This window comes from Celeribacter sp. SCSIO 80788 (assembly GCF_051054295.1).
GTDB lineage: Bacteria > Pseudomonadota > Alphaproteobacteria > Rhodobacterales > Rhodobacteraceae > Celeribacter.
In genome coordinates, this window is the sequence record NZ_CP150482.1 from 784,824 (window position 1) to 806,544 (window position 21,721).

29 protein-coding genes and 1 tRNA gene are annotated in these 21,721 nt (G+C 62.1%); 23 read left to right on the forward strand and 7 right to left on the reverse strand.

Going from position 1 to position 21,721, the window contains the following annotated elements:
- Positions 1-43 precede the first annotated feature (43 nt).
- Both V1471_RS04085 and V1471_RS04090 read left to right on the forward strand, forming a co-directional pair.
- Positions 44-850: a GNAT family N-acetyltransferase gene (locus V1471_RS04085; RefSeq protein WP_434287037.1), complete on the forward strand. Its 807-nt coding sequence runs from the start codon at positions 44-46 to the stop codon at positions 848-850.
- The gene (locus tag V1471_RS04090) at positions 847-1,701 is read left to right on the forward strand and encodes a lysophospholipid acyltransferase family protein (RefSeq protein ID WP_434287039.1); all 855 of its coding nucleotides are present in this window, start codon (positions 847-849) and stop codon (positions 1,699-1,701) included. The genes V1471_RS04085 and V1471_RS04090 overlap by 4 nt, the downstream gene beginning before the upstream one ends.
- A 14-nt stretch (positions 1,702-1,715) precedes the next feature.
- Here V1471_RS04090 and V1471_RS04095 read toward each other — a convergent pair whose 3' ends face one another.
- Together V1471_RS04095 and V1471_RS04100 are read right to left on the reverse strand one after the other, a co-directional pair.
- On the reverse strand, positions 1,716-2,243 hold the full coding sequence (locus tag V1471_RS04095; RefSeq protein WP_434287040.1) for an AAA family ATPase: 528 nt from the start codon (positions 2,241-2,243) through the stop codon (positions 1,716-1,718).
- Positions 2,227-2,853, reverse strand: coding sequence for a thiamine phosphate synthase (locus tag V1471_RS04100; RefSeq protein ID WP_434287041.1), 627 nt, complete (start codon positions 2,851-2,853; stop codon positions 2,227-2,229). The genes V1471_RS04095 and V1471_RS04100 overlap by 17 nt, the downstream gene beginning before the upstream one ends.
- Before the next feature lie 113 nt (positions 2,854-2,966).
- On the opposite strand from V1471_RS04100, the gene V1471_RS04105 reads away from it, so the two are divergent.
- On the forward strand, positions 2,967-3,728 hold the full coding sequence (locus V1471_RS04105) for an RNA methyltransferase (protein ID WP_434287042.1): 762 nt from the start codon (positions 2,967-2,969) through the stop codon (positions 3,726-3,728).
- Between the two features lie 24 nt (positions 3,729-3,752).
- Here V1471_RS04105 and V1471_RS04110 read toward each other — a convergent pair whose 3' ends face one another.
- Together V1471_RS04110 and V1471_RS04115 are read right to left on the reverse strand one after the other, a co-directional pair.
- Positions 3,753-4,142 (reverse strand): SH3 domain-containing protein, encoded by a 390-nt coding sequence (locus tag V1471_RS04110; RefSeq protein WP_434287044.1) that lies wholly within the window; start codon positions 4,140-4,142, stop codon positions 3,753-3,755.
- Positions 4,143-4,284: 142 nt separating this feature from the next.
- Positions 4,285-4,695: an SH3 domain-containing protein gene (locus V1471_RS04115; RefSeq protein ID WP_434287045.1), complete on the reverse strand. Its 411-nt coding sequence runs from the start codon at positions 4,693-4,695 to the stop codon at positions 4,285-4,287.
- Positions 4,696-4,874: 179 nt separating this feature from the next.
- On the opposite strand from V1471_RS04115, the gene ctaA reads away from it, so the two are divergent.
- From ctaA to V1471_RS04135, 4 genes are read left to right on the forward strand one after another with little or no spacing between them, the layout of a single operon-like run.
- Positions 4,875-6,020, forward strand: coding sequence for a heme A synthase (gene ctaA / locus V1471_RS04120; RefSeq protein ID WP_434287046.1), 1,146 nt, complete (start codon positions 4,875-4,877; stop codon positions 6,018-6,020).
- Between the two features lie 8 nt (positions 6,021-6,028).
- Positions 6,029-7,513: a carboxypeptidase M32 gene (locus V1471_RS04125; protein ID WP_434287047.1), complete on the forward strand. Its 1,485-nt coding sequence runs from the start codon at positions 6,029-6,031 to the stop codon at positions 7,511-7,513.
- Positions 7,513-7,944: a PaaI family thioesterase gene (locus V1471_RS04130; protein WP_434287048.1), complete on the forward strand. Its 432-nt coding sequence runs from the start codon at positions 7,513-7,515 to the stop codon at positions 7,942-7,944. Before V1471_RS04125 ends, V1471_RS04130 begins: the two co-directional genes overlap by 1 nt.
- A 41-nt stretch (positions 7,945-7,985) precedes the next feature.
- A complete protein-coding gene (locus tag V1471_RS04135) occupies positions 7,986-8,924 on the forward strand; it encodes a polyketide cyclase/dehydrase (protein WP_434287049.1) in 939 nt (312 codons plus the stop codon).
- 30 nt (positions 8,925-8,954) lie between these two features.
- Here the strand turns inward: V1471_RS04135 and V1471_RS04140 are convergent, their stop codons facing one another.
- The 3 genes from V1471_RS04140 to V1471_RS04150 are packed head-to-tail and all read right to left on the reverse strand — an operon-like array spanning position 8,955 to position 11,070.
- Positions 8,955-10,133 carry an HD domain-containing protein gene (locus V1471_RS04140; RefSeq protein WP_434287050.1) on the reverse strand — a complete coding sequence of 393 codons (1,179 nt, stop codon included), beginning with the start codon at positions 10,131-10,133 and terminating at the stop codon, positions 8,955-8,957.
- A 7-nt stretch (positions 10,134-10,140) separates the two neighbouring features.
- On the reverse strand, positions 10,141-10,401 hold the full coding sequence (locus V1471_RS04145) for a hypothetical protein (protein ID WP_434287051.1): 261 nt from the start codon (positions 10,399-10,401) through the stop codon (positions 10,141-10,143).
- Between the two features lie 15 nt (positions 10,402-10,416).
- The gene (locus tag V1471_RS04150; protein ID WP_066701575.1) at positions 10,417-11,070 is read right to left on the reverse strand and encodes an alpha/beta hydrolase; all 654 of its coding nucleotides are present in this window, start codon (positions 11,068-11,070) and stop codon (positions 10,417-10,419) included.
- A gap of 348 nt (positions 11,071-11,418) precedes the next feature.
- Here V1471_RS04150 and V1471_RS04155 point away from each other — a divergent pair, with 348 nt between their 5' ends.
- The 16 genes from V1471_RS04155 to V1471_RS04230 all read left to right on the forward strand — a co-directional run bounded on the left by V1471_RS04155 (position 11,419) and on the right by V1471_RS04230 (position 21,671).
- A complete protein-coding gene (locus tag V1471_RS04155) occupies positions 11,419-11,880 on the forward strand; it encodes an Rrf2 family transcriptional regulator (RefSeq protein WP_434287052.1) in 462 nt (153 codons plus the stop codon).
- A 37-nt stretch (positions 11,881-11,917) separates the two neighbouring features.
- Positions 11,918-12,964, forward strand: a complete 1,047-nt coding sequence (locus V1471_RS04160; RefSeq protein WP_434290858.1) for a cysteine desulfurase family protein — start codon at positions 11,918-11,920, stop codon at positions 12,962-12,964.
- Positions 12,965-13,016: 52 nt separating this feature from the next.
- Entirely contained in the window at positions 13,017-14,546 is a 1,530-nt protein-coding gene (gene sufB / locus V1471_RS04165) for a Fe-S cluster assembly protein SufB (RefSeq protein ID WP_434287053.1), read from the forward strand.
- Positions 14,546-14,797 (forward strand): hypothetical protein, encoded by a 252-nt coding sequence (locus tag V1471_RS04170; protein ID WP_434287055.1) that lies wholly within the window; start codon positions 14,546-14,548, stop codon positions 14,795-14,797. The genes sufB and V1471_RS04170 overlap by 1 nt, the downstream gene beginning before the upstream one ends.
- Before the next feature lie 4 nt (positions 14,798-14,801).
- Positions 14,802-15,113, forward strand: a complete 312-nt coding sequence (locus V1471_RS04175; RefSeq protein ID WP_434287056.1) for a hypothetical protein — start codon at positions 14,802-14,804, stop codon at positions 15,111-15,113.
- A gap of 27 nt (positions 15,114-15,140) precedes the next feature.
- Positions 15,141-15,386, forward strand: coding sequence for a hypothetical protein (locus V1471_RS04180; RefSeq protein ID WP_434287057.1), 246 nt, complete (start codon positions 15,141-15,143; stop codon positions 15,384-15,386).
- Positions 15,383-15,694, forward strand: a complete 312-nt coding sequence (locus V1471_RS04185; protein WP_066701586.1) for a heavy metal-binding domain-containing protein — start codon at positions 15,383-15,385, stop codon at positions 15,692-15,694. The genes V1471_RS04180 and V1471_RS04185 overlap by 4 nt, the downstream gene beginning before the upstream one ends.
- A 10-nt stretch (positions 15,695-15,704) precedes the next feature.
- Positions 15,705-15,917 (forward strand): hypothetical protein, encoded by a 213-nt coding sequence (locus V1471_RS04190; protein ID WP_434287058.1) that lies wholly within the window; start codon positions 15,705-15,707, stop codon positions 15,915-15,917.
- A gap of 1 nt (position 15,918) precedes the next feature.
- Positions 15,919-16,542 carry a hypothetical protein gene (locus V1471_RS04195; protein WP_434287059.1) on the forward strand — a complete coding sequence of 208 codons (624 nt, stop codon included), beginning with the start codon at positions 15,919-15,921 and terminating at the stop codon, positions 16,540-16,542.
- Between the two features lie 114 nt (positions 16,543-16,656).
- The gene (locus V1471_RS04200) at positions 16,657-17,211 is read left to right on the forward strand and encodes a hypothetical protein (protein ID WP_434287060.1); all 555 of its coding nucleotides are present in this window, start codon (positions 16,657-16,659) and stop codon (positions 17,209-17,211) included.
- A 129-nt stretch (positions 17,212-17,340) separates the two neighbouring features.
- Positions 17,341-17,610 (forward strand): hypothetical protein, encoded by a 270-nt coding sequence (locus V1471_RS04205; protein ID WP_434287061.1) that lies wholly within the window; start codon positions 17,341-17,343, stop codon positions 17,608-17,610.
- A gap of 135 nt (positions 17,611-17,745) precedes the next feature.
- A complete protein-coding gene (gene sufC, locus V1471_RS04210) occupies positions 17,746-18,507 on the forward strand; it encodes a Fe-S cluster assembly ATPase SufC (protein WP_066701596.1) in 762 nt (253 codons plus the stop codon).
- Positions 18,507-19,802: a Fe-S cluster assembly protein SufD gene (sufD, locus tag V1471_RS04215; protein ID WP_434287062.1), complete on the forward strand. Its 1,296-nt coding sequence runs from the start codon at positions 18,507-18,509 to the stop codon at positions 19,800-19,802. The genes sufC and sufD overlap by 1 nt, the downstream gene beginning before the upstream one ends.
- Positions 19,803-19,811: 9 nt before the next feature.
- Positions 19,812-20,294: a YIP1 family protein gene (locus V1471_RS04220; protein WP_434287063.1), complete on the forward strand. Its 483-nt coding sequence runs from the start codon at positions 19,812-19,814 to the stop codon at positions 20,292-20,294.
- A gap of 1 nt (position 20,295) precedes the next feature.
- Positions 20,296-21,513: a cysteine desulfurase gene (locus V1471_RS04225; RefSeq protein ID WP_434287064.1), complete on the forward strand. Its 1,218-nt coding sequence runs from the start codon at positions 20,296-20,298 to the stop codon at positions 21,511-21,513.
- An 81-nt stretch (positions 21,514-21,594) separates the two neighbouring features.
- Positions 21,595-21,671 (forward strand) — tRNA-Arg (locus V1471_RS04230).
- Positions 21,672-21,721: the final 50 nt, after the last annotated feature.

Sequence of the window (21,721 nt, forward strand, 5' to 3'; positions counted from 1 at the left end):
ACCCGCCCACCTAAAGGCCATGAGCCGCCGCAGAGAGACCCGCATGAGCGCTGCCCCGTCGCAAAAACCGTCGCAAGATCACAAAACGCCGTTTCAGCTGAGATTTGCCCGCGACGCGGACGACTTGCGGGCGGCGCAGCGGCTGCGCTATCGGGTGTTCGTCGAGGAGTTGGGGTCGGATGGTGAGATGGTCGATCACGCGGCCCAGCTCGAGGCCGACCGGTTCGACCCGGATTATGCGCATCTGATGCTGATCGACCCGAGCCGCTCCGAAGACCCGCTGGAGCAATGCGTGGCGGTCTACCGGCTATTGACCGGGGAGAAGGCGGCAGAGTTGGGGCGGTTCTATTCCGAGGGGGAATACGATCTCACGGCGTTGAAAACCTCCGGCAAGCGCTTGTTGGAACTGGGGCGGTCCTGCGTGGCGAAAGACTATCGCGGTGGCATGGCCCTGTTCGAGATGTGGGCGGGGTTGGCGAAATACGTGATCGAGGAGGGCTATGACGTGTTGTTCGGCACGGCCTCGTTCTTTGGCGTGGATGTGAATCTGCATGCCGAGGCGCTGTCCTGGCTGCATCACAATCACCTCGCGCCGGAGATGCTGCGCGCCCGTGCCCTGCCGGAGCATTTCCAGAGCATGGATCTGATGCCCTTGGAGGAGATCGACCGCAAACGCGCGATGCTGGCGATTCCGCCGCTGATCAAGGCCTATCTGCGGCTTGGCGGCACGGTGGGCGAGGGGGCCTTTGTCGACCAGGCGTTCAACACGGTCGATGTGCTTTTGATCCTCGACACAGAGATGATCTCGCCGCGGCAACGCGCGATGTACACCAAAGGTCTTGGTGCATGAGCCCGCAGAACGGCCCGCTTTGGGAAAGCCGCATCCCTCCGTCTGACCCAAAGCCGGTGACATGGGGCACATGGCGGGCGCTCCGGCGGGGTGTGCCCATCGTGCTGATGATCCTGATCTGCATGGTGCTGATGCTGGCGACCCGCGCGGTTGAGGTGCTTGTGGTTGGCAAGCGTCGCCCGTGGTCGTCGGTCTTCCCGCGCTTTGTATCGCGCAACGCATTGCGGTTTCTCGGCATGAAGCTGACGGTCAAAGGCACGCCGATGCACCATCACGGCGCGGTTGTGGCGAACCATTCGACATGGCTCGATATTTTCGTTCTGAATGCGGTGCAGCGGATTTTCTTTGTCTCGAAAGCCGAGGTGGCGAACTGGCCGGGGATCGGCACCATGGCCAAGGCGACGGGCACGGTGTTCATCAACCGCGAGCGCAAAGAGGCCGCCGAACAGAAACGCCTGTTCGAAGAGCGGCTGCATATGGGGCATAAGCTGTTGTTTTTCCCGGAAGGCACGTCGAGCGACAGCCTTCGGGTTTTGCCTTTCAAACCAACGCTGTTCGCGGCGTTCTTTACGCCTGAGTTGCGCGACGAGGTTTGGATTCAGCCGGTCACCGCGCGCTATATCGCGCCCGAGGGCGAGGATGCGCGGTTTTACGGCTGGTGGGGCGAGATGGAGTTTGGGCCGTCGCTTTTGCAGGTGCTGAAGGCCGCGCCGCAGGGGGCTGTGGAGGTGATTTTCCACGAGCCGATTGCGGTGAAGGACGTCAAGGACCGTAAGGAGATGGCTGCGCGCTGCGAGGCGGCGGTGCGCTCCGGGTTGCCGGAGATTCCGGCGGCGTATGTGGATGTATAAGGTCCAGACAGATTTTAGCTGAGACGGGCTTCGATCTCCGCCACCGCCTGCATCACGGAAAGCTGTGCGGTGTCGAGCCGCAGATCGGCCTCGTCCCATGGCGTGTAGTCGCGGGACATGACCTTTTGCCAATCCGGCTTCTCAAGCCCCGGAACGTCGATGATGCGCTCCTCGACGCGCGCACGGTGCACCAAAGGATCGGAGCAACGGGTCTCAATGCCGAGGAGACGCACCCGGGCGCGTGTTGCGGCTTCTGTGAAAATCTTGCGGGTGATGGGCCAAGGGTTCACGCAATCGATGATCACCCGGTGTCCCAGTGCGAGATTGGAGGCCGCAAGGGCTGCTGCGATGTGGTAGCTTTCCGGGCCAATGTCGCGGTCCGGGTCGATGGCCCAGATTGCCGCGTCAATCTCGTCCACCCGAAGATAGACCGCGCCGGTTGTCTGTGACAGGTGCCGGGCGATCGTGGTTTTGCCGGTGCCGGGCAAACCGGCAAAGGACATGAGCACTGGTGCGGTCAGTTTGTCACCCCATCGCGGCAATCAGATCGCCCAATGCCTTCACCGGGTCCTCCGTCGACCAAATTTCATCGCCCACGGCAAAGAAATCCGTCACCGGGGCGAAATCCTTGACGATCTCGACCGTCAGCGCGCCTTCGGCCACGACCGGCACTTCGATCATCTGCGACCACCAGTCAAAGAGATCGCGCGGCGCTTGCGTGCCGTCTCCCAGATCGGTCTCGCCCACCGGGCCGAAGGCGATGTAATCCGCGCCGATCTCGCCCGCGGTCAGCCCGTCGTGGCGCGAGGCGCCGCAGAAACAGCCGACAATGGCGTCATCGCCCAGCACTTTGCGCACCTTGCGGATCGAACGCGCGCCATCGGTCAGGTGAACCCCATCGAGCCCGTGGCGCTCGGCCAGAGCCACATGGCTTTCAATCACGATGGCGACATCGCGGGCATGGCAGACCTCGCGGCAGGCATCCGCCGCCTTGCCCAGAACGTATTCGTCCTTGGCGGCCAAAGCGAGGCGCACACAGGCAACCTCATGGGCGTCCAACACGGCCGCGAGTTTCGGCGCGAACTCGTCCGGCTCGAAAGCGGTCGGCGTCAGCAGGTAGATCTGCGGCAGTTCTTTTTGCGGCTCGGACATCTTGGCACCTCGGGTGGAGTTTCGCCCGCTATAGCCTAAGGCGCGGGCGGGGGGAAGCCTTGCGAGCTGGGGCAAATGTCGTTATCCCGCGCGAAACTGCAAAGGAATATCGCATGTCCGCGCCCAAAGACCCGAACCCCGCACTCATCACCCCCGCGATGATCCTCGTGCGTCCGCAGATGGGCGAGAACATCGGCGGGGCCGCGCGGGCGATGTGGAATTTCGGTCTCGACCGGATGCGGGTTGTGGCGCCCAGAGATGGCTGGCCCAATCCGAAAGCGGTGGCCATGGCCTCGGGCGCGGGGCGTTTGCTCGATGAGGCCGGGCATTTCGAGACGGTGCGCGAGGCGGTGGCCGATTGCGATTACGTGTTCGCCACCACGGCGCGGATGCGCGGGATCACCAAACCGGTGATGACGCCCGAGCGGGCCATGGAACATGCCCGTGCGCTGGTCGCGGAGGGCAAGAAGGTCGGCGTGATGTTCGGGCCGGAGCGCGCAGGGCTCGAGAATGAGGATGTGGTCGAGGCCAATGCCATTGTGACCGTGCCGGTGAACCCGGCGTTCGCCTCGCTCAATCTGGCGCAGGCGGTGTTGCTGATGTCCTATGAATGGGGCCGTCAGACAACGGATGCGGTGCCCGAAGTCATGGAAATGGCCAAGACGGACTGGGCGGGCCATATCGAGGTGGAAAAGCTCGGCGATCATTATGAGACGGTGCTCGACGAGGCCGGCTTCTTCTTTCCGCCGGAAAAGGCCGATGGGATGAAGATGGTGCTGCGCAATCTCTGGTCGCGCATGCCGCTGACGAAATCCGACGTGCAGGTGTTTCACGGCATGATGCGGCAGATGAAGCGTTGGAAAGAGCGCGGGTAATCCCGCGCTCTCTGAGTTCGTCGATTACGGGCGCGGCTGTTGCTGCGACGGCTGTTGCGTTTTTTGCTGCGCCGGTTTGCTGGCTTGCGGTGCGGCTTTCTGGGCCTGCGGCGCGGTCTGCGTCAGGTAGCTCAGGAAGACCCACAACAGCGTGCCGCCATCGGTTTTGACCTGAGCCCATTCGCCCTGTTTCTTGACGATCTGAAGCTGGGTGCCGGCTTTCAGCGCAGATACCTTGCCATAGCCGGTGCCGGGGCCGGAACGACCGTTCAGGGTGACGCCGGGTTTGACGTAATACTGACCTTGCGCCTGTTGTTGCTGTTGCGGCTGGCTCTGGGCAAAGCTTGCGACGGGGGCCGCCACCATCAGGGCGCTCAATGCCAGTGCGGCGAAGGTTTTCGGGGTGAATTTCATGGGGTGTGTCCTTTTCTGCTCTGACCGCCAGACGGTTGCGGTTCCTGATCTCAAACGGATGAGGGCAGGGCTTCCGTCGCCCGTGTAAAGAAAAAGCAGGGCACCCCTGCTTTTTCGAAGGTTTAAAACCGGCTCTGCGGGCTTATTGGCGGATCACCAGAGGATAACTGCCTTCGAACGCGGGTTTGCTCGGGTCCGGTTTCGCCTGCGGGATGACCTTGAGGCCCTGCGGTTGGGGCGCTGGGTCGAGATAGGCGGCGGATACCCAGAGCGGGGCGGTGCCATGGGCCGAGACCTTTACCCAGCCACGGGAGCTCTCCAGTGCGGTCAGCGGCGTGCCGGGGGCGAATGTGGTCACCGCATGATAGCCGGTGCCGGGGCCGCTGCGGGCGTTGAGGGTCACGCCGGGTTTGACGACGTAATCGGCCTGCATCACCGCCGTCTGAGACGGGGCGGTGTGGGTTTGGGCCGCAGCCATGATCGGGGTGCCGAGAAGGGCGGCCCCCATCGCGGCTCTGAGGGCGGTGGCAAAAATGGTGCGTCGGGTTGTCATGAGACATCTCCTTTTCGTCAGATCACATGGATAACGCGGCGAGTGTGGGGAGAGGTTCCCTTCGCGGCTCTCGCATTTGCGTGAGACGGCGGGGTTTCGCCCGCCAATCGGCGCTATCGCGCTTGCCCTCCGGCCTCGCTCTGCCTAGGGTCGGCGCAGGCAACGACAAGAGGCGCAATATGGCCACAAAACGCAGCATTTTCGAGGACGTCGGCACGAATGAGAAGCCGAAGGAGACGCCAAAAGGCGGGCTGATCGAAAAGCGCGGCGGTGGCGCGCGCCGGGGCATCCGGCTTTGGCTGATGGTGATTTTCGCGCTGGTGATGATGATGATCGCGGTGGGCGGGCTGACCCGTCTGACCGACAGCGGATTGTCGATCACCGAATGGAAACCGGTGATGGGGGCTTTGCCGCCAATGACTGCGGCTGACTGGCAGGTGGCTTTTGAGAAATATCAACAAACTCCTGAATATAGGCTGCAAAACGAAGGTATGACCCTTTCGGAATTCAAACCGCTCTTCTTGTGGGAATGGGGCCATTGCAACCTTGGCCGGGTGATCGGGCTTGTCTGGTTCCTGGGCTATGTGCGTTTTGCGGTTGCGAAAAAGGTCCCGACCGGCTGGCACAAACGCCTGATTTTCATCGGCGCTTTGGGCGGGCTTCAGGGGGCGATCGGCTGGTGGATGGTGTCCTCCGGGCTGACCGGCGACCGGCTCGATGTGGCGTCCTACCGGCTGGCGACCCATCTGGGGCTGGCCTTCATTATTCTCGGTTTCATCGCCTGGTACGTGTTCCTTCTGGGCCGCACGGAGCCGGAACTGATGCAGGCGCGGCGCGCGAAGGATGCCAAGCTGTTCGGCATGTCCACCGGCATGTTGCATTTCGCCTTTCTGCAAATCCTTTTGGGCGCGCTGGTCGCGGGCATTGATGCAGGGCGCGGCTATACCGACTGGCCGCTGATGGGCGGGCAGGTTCTGCCCCCCGATCCGTTCTATCTCGAGCCTCTGTGGCGCAATTTCTTCGAAAACCCGGCGACCGTGCAATTCCTGCACCGGATGGCGGGCTATCTCCTGTTTATCTACGGCATCGTGACCTGGCTCAAGGGCCGCAAATCCGCCAACCGGGCAACCGCGAGCGCCTTCACCCTGATGGCCGCCATGCTGTTCCTTCAGGTGATCCTCGGCATCACGACGCTTGTGCATGGCGCGCCGCTGGCGCTTGGTCTGGCGCATCAGGTCGGCGCGGTGGCGCTGTTCGTGGCGATTTCCCGCGCCCGTTTCCTGTCGCAATATCCGCAACCGCAATCCGTTCGTTCCAATCAGTGAGGCCCGCTATGAGTGCTTTCGACGACCTTCTCGCCTATGTGCGCACCACCGAAGCCTTGGGCCAGATTGCCGGGCGGCTGTCGTGGGATCAGGAAACCGTCATGCCGCGCGGTGCCGCCGAGCAGCGGGGCGAGGAATTCGCCGCCATCGAGAGCGTGCTTCATGCGCGTCGGGTGGACCCGCAACTGGGCGCTTGGCTCTCCGAGATCGACGACGCGGCGCTCGATCCGTTCGCGCAGGCGCTGATGCGCCACACGCGGCGGTCCTATGCGCGCAACACCAAAGTGCCCGCCGATCTCGCCGCCGAACTGGCCCGCGTGACGTCCGTGGCGCAAGGCATCTGGGCCGAGGCCCGCGCGCGCGACGATTTCGCTCATTTCGCGCCAACCTTCGAAGAGGTGGTCAAGCTGCGCCGGGAAGAGGCGGCGGCGCTGAAAGAAGGCACCGATCACGTCGATCTCTGGGACGCGCTGCATCAGGATTACGAACCGGGCTCGTCGGGCGCGGAGCTTGAGGCGATGTTCGGTGCGCTGCGTCCGCGCCTTGTGGCGTTGCGTGACAAGATCATGGGGGCGGATCAGCCCAAGGGGCTGACCGGCACCTATGACGAAGACAAGCAGATGGCGCTGACCGGCATTCTCGCCGGGGCCTTCGGTTACGATTTCGACCATGGCCGGATCGACAAGGCGGTGCATCCGTTCTCCTCCGGCTCGGGGCTTGACACCCGCATCACCACGCGCACCAACCCGGAAGATCCGCTCAATTCGATCTATTCGACGATCCACGAGACCGGGCATGCGTGCTACGAACAGAATATTTCCCGCGACTATCTTTTGACCCCGCTGGGGGCGGGTGTCTCCATGGGCGTGCATGAAAGCCAGTCGCGGATTTACGAAAACCAACTGGGCCGCTCGCGCGCCTTCACCGAATATCTCTTCGGCCAGATGCGCGACATGTTCGGCGAGATCGGCATCGACTCGGCGGAAGGCTTCTACGCCGCGATCAACCGCGTGACACCCGGCTATATCCGCACCGAGGCCGACGAGGTGCAATATAACCTCCACGTCCTCCTGCGCTTCGATCTGGAGCGCGAGATCATCAACGGATCGCTCGACATCGAGGATCTTCCGGAGGCTTGGGATACGCGCTTCGAGGCCGATTTCGGCGTCAAGGTGGATAAAATCTCCAACGGCTGTTTGCAGGATGTCCACTGGCCCACGGGGTTGTTCGGCTATTTCCCGACCTACTCCTTGGGCAATGTCTATGCCGGTTGCCTGCACAAGGCGCTGCGGGCAGATCTGCCCGATCTCGATGCACAGCTTGTGAAGGGGGACACCTCCGGCGCGACGGGTTGGCTGAAAGAGAACCTGCAACAGTTCGGCGGTCTGCGCGAGCCGCGTGACACCATTGTCCATGCCTGTGGGTTCGAACCCTCGGAAGTGCCGCTTTTGGACTATCTCGAAGAGAAATTCGCCGGGATTTACGGCTTCTGATGGCGCTTGCGATGGACAAAACCGCGCTGGAAACGGTTCTGGCGCGGGATTTCGGCGATCTGGCGCGGCTTTTCGCGTTCGATGCCGTGAGTGAGGAGGCGCTCACCCTGCGCCTGACGCCCGAGGCCGGGCATATCCGCTCCGGCGGCACGGTGTCCGGGCCGACTATGTTCCTTCTGGCGGATGTGGCGTTTTTCTTCGCGATCCTCTCGCAAGCGGGCGATGTGGCCATGGCGGCGACGACCAATGCCCATATCGACTTCCTGCGCAAACCCGCCGCCGATCAGCCGCTTCTGGGCGAGGCGCGGGTGCTCAAGCTCGGGCGCACCCTGTCCACGGGCAGCGTCACGATCCGCAATCCCGGCTCGGACCGGGTTCTGGCGCAGGCGCAGATGACCTTTGCCATGCCGCCCAAAGCGCACGCAATGTGAGCTTTGCAGAAGTGTCTTGAACGCCTGAGAGGAAACGGATTGTGCGGTTTGTAAAAAGTGTCCTGCCGCTGATCGTCCTCGTTGCCGGGATGATGGCGGTCTATCTTGTGACCCTCTCCACCGACAAGGAGCTGGTCAGCCTGAGCTTTCTTCTGGGCTTTCCCTTCGTGGCCGGTGGGGTGATGGTCGCCTTTCGCCCGAAAGGCGCGTTCAAAAGCTTCATAGGGGCGATGGCATGGGTCGTGATCGTGATGATTGCGAGCCTGGCCCTCTCGCGGATTTCCGGTCTGGAAGGGTTCATTTGCATCGCCATGGCCTGTGTGCCGATTCTGGGCGCAGGTCTTTTGGGAGGCGTGATCGCGGTGACCATTCAGCGGGTCAAGGCCGATCGCAAGACCACCACAGGTGTCTATCTCCTGCCGCTTCTTGCGGTTTGGGGGTTAGATCAGATCCCGACCGAGCCGCAGTTCTACACGATTTCGAACACGATCGAGATCGCGGCACCGGTGGGAGACGTGTTCGATTTTATCAAGGAGATCCGAGACATCCGCCCCGAGGAGATCGACACGCGCGCCTCGCATCTTTTGGGCGTGCCGAAGCCGACGGAGGCGCTTTGGCTGGTCGAAGAAGACGGGGTGACGCGGCATTCGTACTGGGGGCCGAAGGTACATTTCCTGGAGCGGATCACGCGCATCGAGCAGGATCGACGGATCGAATGGCGCTTTGAATTCCCGGAGGGCTGGGCCGCCGAGGGGATCGAGGACCCGCATGTGAAAATTGGCGGAAAATATGTCGATGTGCTGAGCGGCGGTTATCTGTTGGAGCCCTTGGGGGAGGGACGGACGCGTCTCGTTCTGACGACACGCACGCGGGACAGTTCCGGGATGGGTGCCTATGCGCGGTTCTGGCATCACTTTTTTATCGAGGATTTCCATATGGTCATCCTCGATCTGGTGAAGGCGCGACTGGAAACTGCGTGAGCCCTTGCAGCGTGTTCCGCAGCGCTCTTGTCAGAGCGCGTTCCGTGCGACAAACCACGGTTCGCACTGGCTGCGGATATAGGGCCAGAGCTTTGGGCAGCCACGCGCGATCTTGACGCCGACGCGGCTGTCGAGCTGATGCAGCTTGACGTCATAGGTGCGCCAGGAGCCGCCATCGTCGGAGAGATTGTGCAGCACCGGCTGGGTGCGGTCGATGGATTTCGCATAGATCGCGGTGGGTGTCTCGGCGGCTTCGAACTCTTCCCAGATGGCGCGGAACATGGGGCCCTGATCCTCGGGCAAAAGGCCGAACAACCGGTCGGCGGCGCGCTGTTCGGCGTCTTCCTGTGCTTTCAGAGCTTCGGGTGTGACTGCGCCGTGGATCGGTGTATCGCCAGCGTCCACTTCGACAATGTCGTGCAGCAGGAGCATCTTGAGCGCCAGCGCGATGTCCACCTTGTCCTGTGCGTGATCCGCGAGCGTCAGGGCGTAGAGCATGATGTGCCAGCTATGCTCGCCGGTGTTCTCCTTGCGCGAGCCATCGGCAATCGGCGTAGCACGGTAGACGGATTTGAGCCGGTCCGCCTCGCACCAGAAGGCGAAGCGTTGGGCGAGCACCGGATCGGTGGCCTCGCCCTCAAACGCCGCGCGGGTGAACTCGAACAACTCCGGCAGGATGTCTTTCGCCTTGACCGCCCGGCCACGCCGCAGGTTGCCGCCAACGATGTCGCGCTCTTCCTCAAGCTGTTCCGGCGCACCGATGCTTTGCAGCGCAGGGGCGAGATAATCGACCGCCTTGGCAAAGCGCGCGGTCGGGGTTTCCATCGCCTCGAACTCTTCCCATGTGGCGCGATACCGCGTGGCGAGATCCTCGGGCAACAGGCCATAGATGCGATCCGCGGCGGCCTTTTCCTGTGCCACGATCTGGTCGGTGTCGTAGAGGATATGGATCGGGTGATCGCCCGCGTCTACCTCGACAATATCGTGCAGGATGAGCATCTCGATCGCCCGGTCGAGATCGACGCCGGGACCGGCCATGGGGGCCATCAAAAAGGCGAGGAGACAGGCGTGCCAGCTGTGTTCGGCGGAGTTCTCGAAGCGCGAACGATCCATCAGCTGGTTGGCGCGCTCCACCGTCTTGAGCCGGTCGGCCTCCATGAGAAAGGCGTATTGGGCGTCGAGGCGGGGGGAGGCGCTGTCTTTGGGCATGGTTTTCCTAGTATTCTATATCGTCCTCTGCGCCCGGAGGGGGGGCGGAGGCTGCGAGGCCAGCCTTGGCCTCGGCAATGCGTTTTTGCAGGTAATCCCGTGCGCGCTTTTCGGCAAGGCGCACACGGGCGGCGGTCATGAAGGCCTCCTGCGTGGTGATCGAGGAGGCGCCGATGACGCGGGAGACATCCTGGATGAGCTGGTCATCCTGAATCAGATCGAGCGCATCGATCGTGTCTTTCGCCAAAGCGTCGGCGAGTTCCTCCATGATCCCCATGGTCGATTACCGCGTGGTCTCGGTCAGGCGACGGCGGACATATTGGTCCACATTGCCGATCATTTCTTCCATATGCGGGTCTTCGAAGAAATGCCCGGCACCCTCGATTTCCGTGTGCGTGATGGTGATGCCCTTTTGCTCGTGAAGCTTGTTCACCAGCGAATGCGTGTCTTTCGGCGGCGCGACGCGGTCGGCGGTGCCGTTGATGATCAGGCCCGAAGAGGGGCAGGGGGCGAGGAACGAAAAATCGTACATATTGGCGGGCGGCGCGACGGAGACGAATCCGGTGATTTCCGGGCGACGCATCAGAAGCTGCATGCCGATCCAGGCACCGAAGGAAAAGCCCGCGACCCAGCAATGTTTCGCATTCGGGTTCATCGATTGCAGGTAATCGAGCGCGGAGGCCGCATCCGACAGCTCGCCGACGCCCTGATCGTATTCGCCCTGCGACCGGCCGACGCCGCGGAAATTGAACCGCAGCACGGTGAAGCCCATGTTGTGGAAAGCGTAATGCAGGTTGTAGACCACGCGATTGTTCATCGTGCCGCCGAATTGCGGGTGCGGATGAAGAATGATGGCGATGGGGGCGTCTTTTTGCGGTTGCGGGTGGTAGCGGCCTTCGAGCCGGCCCTCGGGGCCGGGAAAAATCACTTCGGGCATCTTGTCCCTGTCTCCTCATGTGGCGCCTGTCGGGTCGATGATCCCCGGCGCCTGTCGCGGCAGTCTGTCGGGCGCAGGGCGGGCCCCTTTGGGGCTGCTTTGCGCATCTGGTCACTCCGGCGCGGTTTATAGTTGACGAAATTGCTCAGGCTATTTAGAAGCATTCTAAATTGACCGAAAGCAATGCGCGCGCGGGTGGTATGGAGGTAAGGCCCCCACGCGGGCACGTCAATGTTTTTGCGACTGTTTTCGTCGCCTCGTGGCAAGGAATCACGGGGAGGGACGATCAGAGCGTGAAAACCGGGGCGATTGCGACGGTCTGGACTGTGTTGAAAAGGGGAAAAGACGATGAAGCTGTCGACGAAAGGGCGGTATGCCATGGTGGCGCTCGCGGATCTGGCCTTGCAGCCGGAGGGCGGGCTTTTGTCGCTTGCGGAGATCTCGAAGCGTCAGGACATTTCTTTGCCCTATCTCGAGCAGCTCTTCGTGAAACTGCGCCGCGCCGATCTTGTGACCTCGGTGCGCGGCCCGGGGGGCGGCTATAAACTGGCGAAACCGGCGTCCGAAATCCGTGTGTCGGACATTCTGGGCGCGGTGGACGAAACCGTGTCGGCGATGCACACCGGCGCGGGGGCCTCGGGCGGGGTGTCCGGCTCGCGCGCGCAGTCGATGACCAACCGGCTCTGGGAAGGGCTGTCGGCGCATGTCTATGTCTTCCTGCATCAGACCCGCCTGTCGGATGTGGTCCGCAACGAGCTGCGCCCGTGCCCGGCGGTGCCGACGATCTTCTCCGTGGTCGATGAGCACTGACGGTTTTTGAGTATTTGAGCCAGAAAGACGCGCTGTGATCAGGACTCGTACATATCTCGACTGGAACGCGACCGCGCCGCTTTGCGAGGCGGCGCGGGAGGCGATGATTGCGGCCATGGATCTGGTCGGCAACCCGTCGTCTGTGCATGGCGAGGGGCGCGCGGCAAAAGGCCTCATGGAACGCGCCCGCGCGCAGGTGGCCGAGGCCTTCGGAGCGCAGGGGGCGGATATCGTCTTTACCTCGGGCGCGACGGAAGCGGCGGCTTTGGCGTTGTCCGGCAAGGGTATGCATTGCGCGGCGGTGGAGCATGAGGCGGTGTCTTCGTGGTGCGCGGCCGATCTTGCGGTGGATCGCGCGGGGCATGTGAGCGTTTCGGACCCGGCGCAGAGCGCGGTGCAGATTGCCAATTCCGAGACCGGGATCGTTCAGACCCTGCCAGAGGGCCTTGCGGTCTGCGATGCGACGCAGGGGTTCGGGAAGATTCCGCTGGCCTTCAACTGGATGGGCTGCGATATGGCGCTGCTTTCGGCGCACAAACTTGGCGGGCCGAAGGGCATCGGCGCTTTGGTCCTGAAACAGGGCCTCGATGTCGAGGCGACCATCAAGGGGGGCGGTCAGGAGATGGGGCGCAGAAGCGGCACCGAAAACCTGATCGGCATTGCGGGCTTTGGCGCGGCCGCCGAGCGTGCGGCCAAACAACTGGCCGATGGCGTTTGGGAGGAGGTTGCGGAAAAGCGCGATCATCTCGAGGCGCTGTTGGCGAACGGGGTGCAAGACCCCATCTTTGTGGGCAAGGGCGAGACGCGCCTGCCCAACACGATGAGCCTGATCACGCCCGGCTGGAAGGGCGAGACGCAGGTGATGCAGATGGATCTGGCGGGGTTCGCGGTTTCGGCGGGCTCGGCCTGTTCCTCGGGCAAGGTGCGCGCCTCCAAGGTGCTGACCGCGATGGGATACAGCGACGAAGACGCGGCCTGCGCGCTTCGGGTGTCCATCGGGCCGGAGGTCACAAAAGAAGAATTGGAGCGGTTCGCCACGGCATGGCTTTCCGCCTTTGGACGTTGGCGCACACGCGCCGCATGAAACAAAAAACGGCCATAAGGCCGACAGAAGACGCACATGAAGGAGTGATCCGATGATGGATGACATTCAGGTCAAGGAAGGTGTCGAGGAGGAAACGGTTGCGGCCGTGAAATCCCTCGCCGGGAAATACAAATACGGTTGGGACACCGATATCGAGATGGAATATGCCCCCAAAGGGCTGACCGAAGACATCGTGCGCCTGATTTCGGCCAAGAACGAAGAGCCGGAATGGATGACCGAATGGCGTCTCGAGGCCTATCGCCGCTGGATCACTCTGGAAGAGCCGGACTGGGCGATGCTCGATTATCCTGAGATCGACTTTCAGGAGCAGTATTATTACGCGCGCCCGAAATCGATGACGGAAAAGCCGAAGTCCCTCGATGAGGTCGATCCCAAGCTTTTGGAAACCTACAAGAAACTCGGCATTCCGTTGAAAGAACAGATGATCCTCGCCGGTGTCGAAGGCGCCGAAGAGATTGCTGCGGACGGTGACAATTCCGAGCGCAAGGTGGCGGTCGATGCGGTGTTCGATTCCGTCTCCGTGGGCACGACGTTTAAGGCCGAGCTTGAAAAAGTCGGCGTGATCTTTTGCTCCATCTCGGAAGCGATCAAGAACCACCCGGAACTGGTGAAGAAATACCTCGCCTCCGTGGTGCCGATCTCCGACAACTACTATGCGACGCTGAACTCTGCCGTGTTCTCCGACGGGTCCTTTGTCTACATCCCGCCGAACACGCGCTGCCCGATGGAGCTGTCGACCTATTTCCGCATCAACGCGGAAAACACCGGCCAGTTCGAGCGCACGCTGATCATCGCCGACAAAGGCGCCTACGTCTCCTATCTCGAAGGTTGCACGGCGCCCCAGCGCGACACCGCCCAGCTTCACGCGGCGGTCGTTGAGATCATCATCGAGGAAGACGCCGAGGTGAAATATTCCACGGTGCAAAACTGGTTCCCTGGCGACGAGAATGGCAAGGGCGGCATCTACAACTTCGTGACCAAACGCGCCGATTGCCGGGGCGACCGCGCGAAGGTGATGTGGACGCAGGTTGAGACCGGCTCCGCCGTGACGTGGAAATACCCGTCCTGCGTGCTGCGCGGCGACGACAGCCAGGGCGAGTTTTACTCCATCGCCATCACCAACAACTACCAGCAGGCCGACACCGGCACGAAGATGGTGCATCTGGGCAAGAACACCCGCTCGCGGATCGTCTCCAAAGGCATCTCGGCGGGCAAGGCGCAGAACACCTATCGCGGTCAGGTCTCGATGCACCCGAAGGCGAAAAACTCGCGCAACTATACCCAATGCGACAGCTTGCTGATCGGGTCTGAGTGTGGCGCGCATACCGTGCCTTACATCGAAGTGCGCAACAACTCGTCGCGGGTCGAACATGAGGCCACCACCTCGAAGGTGGATGACGAGCAAATGTTCTACTGCCGCCAGCGCGGCATGGACGAAGAAGAGGCCGTGGCGCTGATCGTCAACGGTTTCGCCAAGGAGGTGCTGCAAGCGCTGCCGATGGAATTCGCCATGGAAGCGCAGCAACTGGTGGCGATCTCGCTTGAGGGGTCTGTGGGCTGATGCGCAGCCCGTGGTTCACACCGATGACCGCAGGTCAGGGCTTTGTCCCCGCCAGTGCAAAGGGCTGGATCGCTGTGGCGATCTTTGTCCTTGCTCTGGTGCTTCTGGCATGTGTGTCACTGGTCTGGATGTCGGGATCTGTGGCGTTCGGCTGGCGTCTGGCTGTGTTTATTGCGGGCAGCTTGGGGCTGACCGGCGGGTTTGTTTTGGGGGCGGCACGCTTGAGTGCCTCTCCAAAGGATAGGGAGTGAGCTGATGATCGAATCCGTTTCCAAAAGCGTGGCCAAGGCGCGTCGGATTTATCCGGGGCATGGCGCGCGCGCGGCGGGTGAGGTGCGGGAAGTGTCCGTGCTGATCCTGCTGATGGTGGGCGTCTTCGGGCTCACCATGGTGCATGATGAGATCGTGGCCGAACTGGTCGAAGACGGCTGGCTCGCGGCCTACCGGGCGGAAACGTGGGAGGTCATCTTCTGTGCCGTTCTGTTCGTGGTATGGAGCCTTCTGATGCTGCGCCTTGTCAGCCGCCTCAAGGATGTGCGGCAGGACGCCGATCCGCGCCCGCGGTGAGGCCCTGCATCGGAGGGTGTTACGCAGATGATGATCCACACAGACCATGAAACCGACGCGCCGGAAATCTCCGGCATGATCGGCGGCACGCTCCGGGTGAAACCGGGGACCAAGGCCGTGATCTCCGCCATGATCAATCGCGATCTGATCCTCGCCTCTGGCGTCGAGGCGGACCTGACCGGGATGGTGCAGAACAACGTCTATCTCAACGGTGGAACTCTCGCCGGCAAGGGTCTGATCGGCGGCGATATTTTGCAAGAGGGCAAGCTATGATCGTAACCACGACCCCCTCCGTCGAGGGGAAAAAGATCACCGCCTATCGCGGCATCGTCACCGGCGAGGCGATCATGGGCGCGAATATCGTGCGCGATCTCTTCGCGCAGGTGACCGACATCATCGGCGGGCGCTCGAACGCCTATGAATCGAAACTCGCCGAGGGCCGGGAAACCGCTCTGAGCGAGATGGAGGACAAGGCGCGGGCGCTTGGCGCGAATGCCGTTGTGGGGGTCGATCTCGATTACGAGGTGATCGGCCAGATGCTCATGGTGTCCGCTTCCGGCACCGCTGTGACCGTGGAGTAAGGATACCGCCATGCGTTTCGATCTTTTTCCTTATTTCCTCGCGAATTCTGCCGGCATCGGGCTTGGCGTTTTCCTTGGCGTCTTTATCGGTCTCTTGATCCGGGCGAAGAACGGCAAACGCGAGGGCTTGTTCATGAATTCCGTGGCGGCGACGGCATTTCTCGCCTCCGTGGCGGCGCTGGTGATCTCCGCGCTGATCAAAGCGATGACTTTCTCAGGCTGACATGACCCCGCAGAGCGCCCATATCGCCCCGTTCGGCCCCGCAGGACCCGCGCCGACCTTCCCGGAGGAGGTGGGCGCGTATGTCTGTGCGCAATACGACCGGGCGGAGCGGATCGTCGAATATGGCTCCGGCGGCTCGACGGCCTATGCGGCGGCGCAACCCGGCAAGGTGATCTGGTCCGTCGAAGGCTCGAAAGACTGGCACGCCGCCATGGTGGCGCATTTCGAGGCGCATCCGCCCAAGGCCGAGCTGCATCTCATCCATGCCGACATCGGCCCGACCAAGGCCTGGTCCTACCCGACGAACAATAACGGCTGGGCGCGCTACCCGGACTATTGTTTCGGGGTATGGCAACGCGCGGACCTTATGGCGCCGGATCTGGTGCTGATCGACGGACGGTTCCGGGCGGGGTGTTTCCTCGCCACACTAGTGTCGATCACCCGACCCACGCGGGTGCTGATCGACGATTATGTCGGGCGCGAGGACAAATACGCGGGCATCACGCAATTCGCAGAGCCGACCGGGTTTCACGGTCGCATGGCGCAATTCGATCTGGAACCGGTCGAGAGCCTGCCGTCTGCGGCGTTGTACATGACCCTCAAGCTGTTTCAGGGGAAGGCGTGACGATGATGCGTCCTGCTCCGACATACCCGGACGATATGCCCGATTTTTGCCACGTTCACATGGTAAACACCCAAGTTACACTGGGTGGTGGACAGCGTGGTAAAGGGTGGTCAGATGGATCAGCGAGAGGATTTCTACAGCCGTCTCGGACGCGTGTCGCGCGCGCCGCAGAATGGGGTGCACATGATGGGGCCGAGCCAGACGCGCAACCATGGCCGCAATCAGCACCTCAAGGAGATGCTGGAGCGGCACAAGGCGCAGGGCGTGCATGGTGCGCCCGTGATCGAGCCGCGTCTGAAGTTCACGCAGGCACTGTCCTATGTCTTGGCCTTCGCCATGGGCGGGCTGGCGGCGGTGATCGCGCGCTGGCTGCGGTTTCAACTCTCGGACGGCGTGACGCAAGTTTCGGCGGATCTCGATCTGGCGCTCGATGTGCTCTTCGCCATCGTGATCGCCTTCATCCTGCGCGAGGCGGTGTCGCTTTCGGCGGTGAAACGCATGGGCGCGCAAGTCGCGGGCATCCTGCTGGCCATGGTGACCATGCACAATGTGGTGCACGAGATGCCGGACGTGTTTTCGCGCCTGTTCTCGCCGCAATGGGTCGCTCATGTGACCGACACGACGGAGCCGGGGACGCTGTCCTTCCGCGGCCACAGCTATCATCTCTGAATCGCGCAGGTGCTGACGCAACGTCAGGTCTCAATGTCGCAACAATTTCTGTCTCGTGCCACGTTCTTTCCCAATTTCCCGATCAATCTGGTGAGGTCCAGAACAAGAGACGGGAAGAGGGGCAAGAGCATGCAGCCAGCACAACAGGCGCAATTCGCCGACCGCATCCGGCGCATTCAGGCCGGGGGGCCGAACACCTTTGCGACGGTCTATACCGGTTTGCAGGATGTCGACACGCCCGTGGGCAAAAAGGTCTCTGGCGTGCAGCATATAGCGCCACGTGTCGGGGGACGTCCGACGGCCAGAGAGCTTTTGAGTCTCGGGTTGAAATCCGGGATGCTCAAGCTGGTGGCACTGGGCTCCGGCATTCTTCTGTTTCTGCATTTCGCGGGGGTCTGAGCGGCTGCGCTCCGTCCTGCGATGATCTCACCGGCGTCGACCTGAGAGCGGCGCCCCAATCGAATATAACAAACGCACATGCGCCTGCCGGGGTCTCGACCCCGCGCGGGCTCTCTTCCGTGAAAGGACAATAAAATGTTGGAAATCAAAAATCTCCACGTCAAACTTGAAGAAGAGGATAAGCAAATCCTCAAGGGTGTGAACCTCACCGTCGGCGAAGGTGAAGTGCATGCGATCATGGGGCCGAACGGCTCCGGCAAATCCACCACCTCCTATGTTCTGTCGGGCCGCGACGGTTATGTGGTGACCGAGGGCGAAGTGATCCTCGACGGTGAGAACATCCTTGAGCTGGAACCCGAAGAGCGTGCCGCTGCCGGTCTGTTCCTTGCTTTCCAATACCCGGTCGAAATCCCCGGCGTGTCCAACATGACCTTCCTGCGCACCGCAGTGAACGCGCAACGCAAAGCGCGTGGCGAAGAGGAGCTGTCGGCGACCGACTTCCTCAAAACCGTGCGCGCCAAGGCGAAAAGCCTTCAGATCGACGCCGACATGCTGAAACGCCCGGTCAATATGGGCTTCTCCGGCGGCGAAAAGAAACGCAACGAGATCCTGCAAATGGCGATGCTGGAGCCCAAACTCTGCATCCTCGACGAGACCGACTCCGGGCTTGACGTCGATGCGATGAAACTGGTCTCCGAGGGCGTCAACGCGCTGCGCGACGGCAAGCGGTCTTTCGTGGTGATCACCCACTACCAGCGTCTCTTGGATCACATCAAACCGGACGTGGTGCACATCATGTATGACGGTCGCATCGTGAAAACCGGCGGGCCCGAGTTGGCGCTTGAGGTGGAGCATAACGGCTACGCCGATCTGCTGGCCGAGGTGGAGAAGGCCTGATGACACGTGCGGAACTGAAACAGAAGAAACTGGACGCGACGGCGGCGCGGGTCGAGGGTATGACCCTTCCCGCAGGCGCGCCCTGGGCCGAGGCCCTGCGTCAGGATGCGCTCAACCGGTTGCTCAGCATGGGCCTGCCGCAGGGGCGCGACGAATATTGGCGCTGGACCCGTCCGGACAGCCTGAACGCCGTCGAGGCGCCGAAAGCCGCCGTGTTCGTGGCGGGCGAGGCTCCGGTGTTCTCCGGGCTTGAGCGGATCAAGATCGTCTTTGTCGATGGCGTGTTCGATGCCGAGGCCTCTGACGCGCTTGAGGGCGAGAACCTTGAGATCATGCGGCTTTCCGATGCGCTTTCCTCGGACATCCATTGGGTGAAGGACGCTTATGGCGTTCAGGAGAAAAAGGCGCAGGACCCGGTCGAGCGCCCGTTTGCGACGCTCAACACGGCTTTCGCCACGGACGGCATGGTCATCCGCGCCACCGGCAAGGTCGCGAAACCTGTGTCGCTCGTCTACCTGCACAAGCAAGAGAGTTCCGACGCCATCCTGCACCATGTGATCCGCGTGGATGAGGGTGCCGAGCTGACCGTGCTGGAAAACGGTCCGGCGGCGGCGCGGTTCAACAAGGTGATGGAGATCGAGGTCTCCGACAAGGCCGCTTTCCACCACGTTCGCGCCCAAGGCCGCGATCATGAGCGCCGGGCTGTAACCCATGTGTTTGCGACCGTCGGGCAGGAGGCTTTGTTCAAGTCCTTCACCATGACCGCCAACGGCGTTCTGACCCGCAACGAGGTGTTCATCGACATCGTTGGCGACGACTCGGTGGCGCATGTCGCGGGGGCCGCGATGGGGGATGGCGATTTCCTGCATGACGACACCGTGTTCATCACCCATGACGCCGAGCGCTGCGAAAGCCGTCAGGTGTTCAAGAAAGTGTTGCGGAACGGCGCGAAAGCCGTGTTCCAGGGCAAGATCCTCGTGAAACCCGAGGCGCAGAAGACCGACGGCTATCAGATTTCCCAAGGCCTTTTGTTGGACGACAACAGTCAGTTCCTCGCCAAGCCGGAACTTGAGATCTATGCCGATGACGTCGCCTGTTCGCACGGCTCGACCGTGGGTGCGATCGACGATGAGGCGCTGTTCTACCTGCGCTCGCGCGGGGTTCCGGCGTCGGACGCGACCGACCTTTTGACGCTTGCGTTTTTGGCCGAAGCCATCGCGGAGATCGAGGATGCGGTGATCGCCGAGGACATCCTGCATCGTCTCGAAGGCTGGCTGAAACGCCGCCGCAAGTAAGGGACAGCCATGGGCGTCGTCACCGACATCGCGAAAAGCTACCGCGCGCCGCGGGCCGTGCTCCGGCACCGGCTCGCGGGCGAAACCGAGGGCGGCGCGCTCGTGACCCTGATGCTCGCCTGCGGGCTGATTTTCGTGGCGCAATGGCCGCGGCTGTCGCGCGTGGCCTTCGAGACCGGCCAAGAGGTGCAGATGCTCATGGGCGCGACGCTCCTGAGCTGGCTCTTCATCATGCCCTTGGTGTTCTACGTCCTCTCCGGGATCGTGGGTTTTGCCCTGCGTCTCACGGGGGCCGCGGCCTCGGGGTTCGAGGTGCGTCTGGCGATGTTCTGGGGGCTTCTCTGCGCGGCCCCTCTGTGGCTCCTTTGGGGGCTGACGGCGGGGTTCGTCGGGCCGGGGGCCACGACCAATGGCGTGGGCGTTCTCGCCCTTGCCGCCTTGATTTACTTCTGGGGCGCGATGCTTGCGGAAGTCGTGAAGAAAGAGAGCTGACATGTTCGATGTCGCAAAAATCCGGGCCGATTTCCCGATCCTCGCGCGTGAGGTCAACGGCCAGCCGCTGACCTATCTCGACAATGGTGCCTCCGCGCAAAAGCCGCAGGTTGTGATCGACGCGATCACCCAAGCCTATACGTCGGAATATGCCAATGTTCACCGTGGCTTGCACTTTCTGTCCAATCTGGCGACGGACAAGTACGAGAACGTGCGGCAGGTGGTGGCCAAGTTCCTGAACGCGGGCCATGAGGATGAGATCATCTTCACCTCGGGGACGACCGAGGGGATCAACCTCGTGTCCTATGGCTGGGGAGCGGAGCATCTGGGCCCGGGCGATGAGATCGTGCTTTCCGTGCTCGAACACCACGCCAATATCGTGCCATGGCACTTCCTGCGCGACCGTCAGGGCGTTGTCCTGAAATGGGTCGATTGCGCGGCGGACGGATCGCTCGATCCGCAGGCGGTGATCGACGCCATCGGGCCGAAGACGAAACTCGTGGCCATCACGCAAATGTCCAACGTCACCGGCACGCGGGTCGATGTCAAAACGATCTGCCATGCCGCGCGTGAGAAAGGCGTGGCGACGCTGGTCGACGGCTCGCAAGGCGCGGTGCATGGCCCGGTCGATGTGCAGGACATGGGCTGCGATTTCTATCCGATCACCGGGCATAAGCTTTACGGGCCTTCCGGCTCCGGCGCGATCTACATCCGCGCCGAACGTCAGGCCGAAATGCGCCCCTTCCTCGGCGGCGGCGATATGATCGACACGGTGACGAAAGAGAGCGTGAGCTACGCCAAACCACCGTTGAAATTCGAGGCCGGGACGCCGGGCATCGTTCAGACCATCGGCATGGGCGTGGCGCTCGATTACCTGATGCAGATCGGCATGGAGAACATCGCCGCCTATGAGGCCGAACTGGCCGCTTATGCGACCGCGAAGCTGCAAAACCTCAACTGGCTCAATGTGCAGGGCACGGCGCCGGGCAAGGGGGCGATTTTCTCCTTCACCATGGAGGGCGCGCACCCGCATGACATCTCGACCGTCCTGGACAAAAAGGGCGTCGCGGTTCGGGCCGGAAGCCATTGCGCCATGCCATTGATGCAGCACATGGGTGTCACCGCCACCTGCCGCGCCTCCCTTGCGATGTACAACACGACGGAGGAGATCGACCGTCTGGTCGACGCGCTTGAGCTTTGCCGGGAATTCTTCGGCTAAAGCGTTTTGCCGGGCGTGAAAACCGATTGCACGCCCGGCACGCATCGCCTATAGACAGGCGCACTGACGCGGTCAGCCCGCGCACCCATAGCTCAGCTGGATAGAGCGCTGCCCTCCGAAGGCAGAGGCCAGAGGTTCGAATCCTCTTGGGTGCGCCATTTCACATTTTACAACGTAATAAAAATCAATGACTTGAGCGATTTGTGTG

What these genes read in the sequence shown, in the direction of transcription:
- V1471_RS04085 (WP_434287037.1), top strand. Translation starts at nt 44, where the DNA reads ATGAGCGCTGCCCCGTCGCAAAAACCGTCGCAAGATCACAAAACGCCG.
- V1471_RS04090 (WP_434287039.1), top strand. Translation starts at nt 847, where the DNA reads ATGAGCCCGCAGAACGGCCCGCTTTGGGAAAGCCGCATCCCTCCGTCT.
- V1471_RS04100 (WP_434287041.1), bottom strand. Translation starts at nt 2,853, where the DNA reads ATGTCCGAGCCGCAAAAAGAACTGCCGCAGATCTACCTGCTGACGCCG.
- V1471_RS04105 (WP_434287042.1), top strand. Translation starts at nt 2,967, where the DNA reads ATGTCCGCGCCCAAAGACCCGAACCCCGCACTCATCACCCCCGCGATG.
- V1471_RS04110 (WP_434287044.1), bottom strand. Translation starts at nt 4,142, where the DNA reads ATGAAATTCACCCCGAAAACCTTCGCCGCACTGGCATTGAGCGCCCTG.
- V1471_RS04115 (WP_434287045.1), bottom strand. Translation starts at nt 4,695, where the DNA reads ATGACAACCCGACGCACCATTTTTGCCACCGCCCTCAGAGCCGCGATG.
- ctaA (WP_434287046.1), top strand. Translation starts at nt 4,875, where the DNA reads ATGGCCACAAAACGCAGCATTTTCGAGGACGTCGGCACGAATGAGAAG.
- V1471_RS04125 (WP_434287047.1), top strand. Translation starts at nt 6,029, where the DNA reads ATGAGTGCTTTCGACGACCTTCTCGCCTATGTGCGCACCACCGAAGCC.
- V1471_RS04130 (WP_434287048.1), top strand. Translation starts at nt 7,513, where the DNA reads ATGGCGCTTGCGATGGACAAAACCGCGCTGGAAACGGTTCTGGCGCGG.
- V1471_RS04140 (WP_434287050.1), bottom strand. Translation starts at nt 10,133, where the DNA reads ATGCCCAAAGACAGCGCCTCCCCCCGCCTCGACGCCCAATACGCCTTT.
- V1471_RS04145 (WP_434287051.1), bottom strand. Translation starts at nt 10,401, where the DNA reads ATGGAGGAACTCGCCGACGCTTTGGCGAAAGACACGATCGATGCGCTC.
- V1471_RS04150 (WP_066701575.1), bottom strand. Translation starts at nt 11,070, where the DNA reads ATGCCCGAAGTGATTTTTCCCGGCCCCGAGGGCCGGCTCGAAGGCCGC.
- V1471_RS04155 (WP_434287052.1), top strand. Translation starts at nt 11,419, where the DNA reads ATGAAGCTGTCGACGAAAGGGCGGTATGCCATGGTGGCGCTCGCGGAT.
- sufB (WP_434287053.1), top strand. Translation starts at nt 13,017, where the DNA reads ATGATGGATGACATTCAGGTCAAGGAAGGTGTCGAGGAGGAAACGGTT.
- V1471_RS04170 (WP_434287055.1), top strand. Translation starts at nt 14,546, where the DNA reads ATGCGCAGCCCGTGGTTCACACCGATGACCGCAGGTCAGGGCTTTGTC.
- V1471_RS04175 (WP_434287056.1), top strand. Translation starts at nt 14,802, where the DNA reads ATGATCGAATCCGTTTCCAAAAGCGTGGCCAAGGCGCGTCGGATTTAT.
- V1471_RS04180 (WP_434287057.1), top strand. Translation starts at nt 15,141, where the DNA reads ATGATGATCCACACAGACCATGAAACCGACGCGCCGGAAATCTCCGGC.
- V1471_RS04185 (WP_066701586.1), top strand. Translation starts at nt 15,383, where the DNA reads ATGATCGTAACCACGACCCCCTCCGTCGAGGGGAAAAAGATCACCGCC.
- V1471_RS04190 (WP_434287058.1), top strand. Translation starts at nt 15,705, where the DNA reads ATGCGTTTCGATCTTTTTCCTTATTTCCTCGCGAATTCTGCCGGCATC.
- V1471_RS04195 (WP_434287059.1), top strand. Translation starts at nt 15,919, where the DNA reads ATGACCCCGCAGAGCGCCCATATCGCCCCGTTCGGCCCCGCAGGACCC.
- V1471_RS04200 (WP_434287060.1), top strand. Translation starts at nt 16,657, where the DNA reads ATGGATCAGCGAGAGGATTTCTACAGCCGTCTCGGACGCGTGTCGCGC.
- V1471_RS04205 (WP_434287061.1), top strand. Translation starts at nt 17,341, where the DNA reads ATGCAGCCAGCACAACAGGCGCAATTCGCCGACCGCATCCGGCGCATT.
- sufC (WP_066701596.1), top strand. Translation starts at nt 17,746, where the DNA reads ATGTTGGAAATCAAAAATCTCCACGTCAAACTTGAAGAAGAGGATAAG.
- sufD (WP_434287062.1), top strand. Translation starts at nt 18,507, where the DNA reads ATGACACGTGCGGAACTGAAACAGAAGAAACTGGACGCGACGGCGGCG.
- V1471_RS04220 (WP_434287063.1), top strand. Translation starts at nt 19,812, where the DNA reads ATGGGCGTCGTCACCGACATCGCGAAAAGCTACCGCGCGCCGCGGGCC.
- V1471_RS04225 (WP_434287064.1), top strand. Translation starts at nt 20,296, where the DNA reads ATGTTCGATGTCGCAAAAATCCGGGCCGATTTCCCGATCCTCGCGCGT.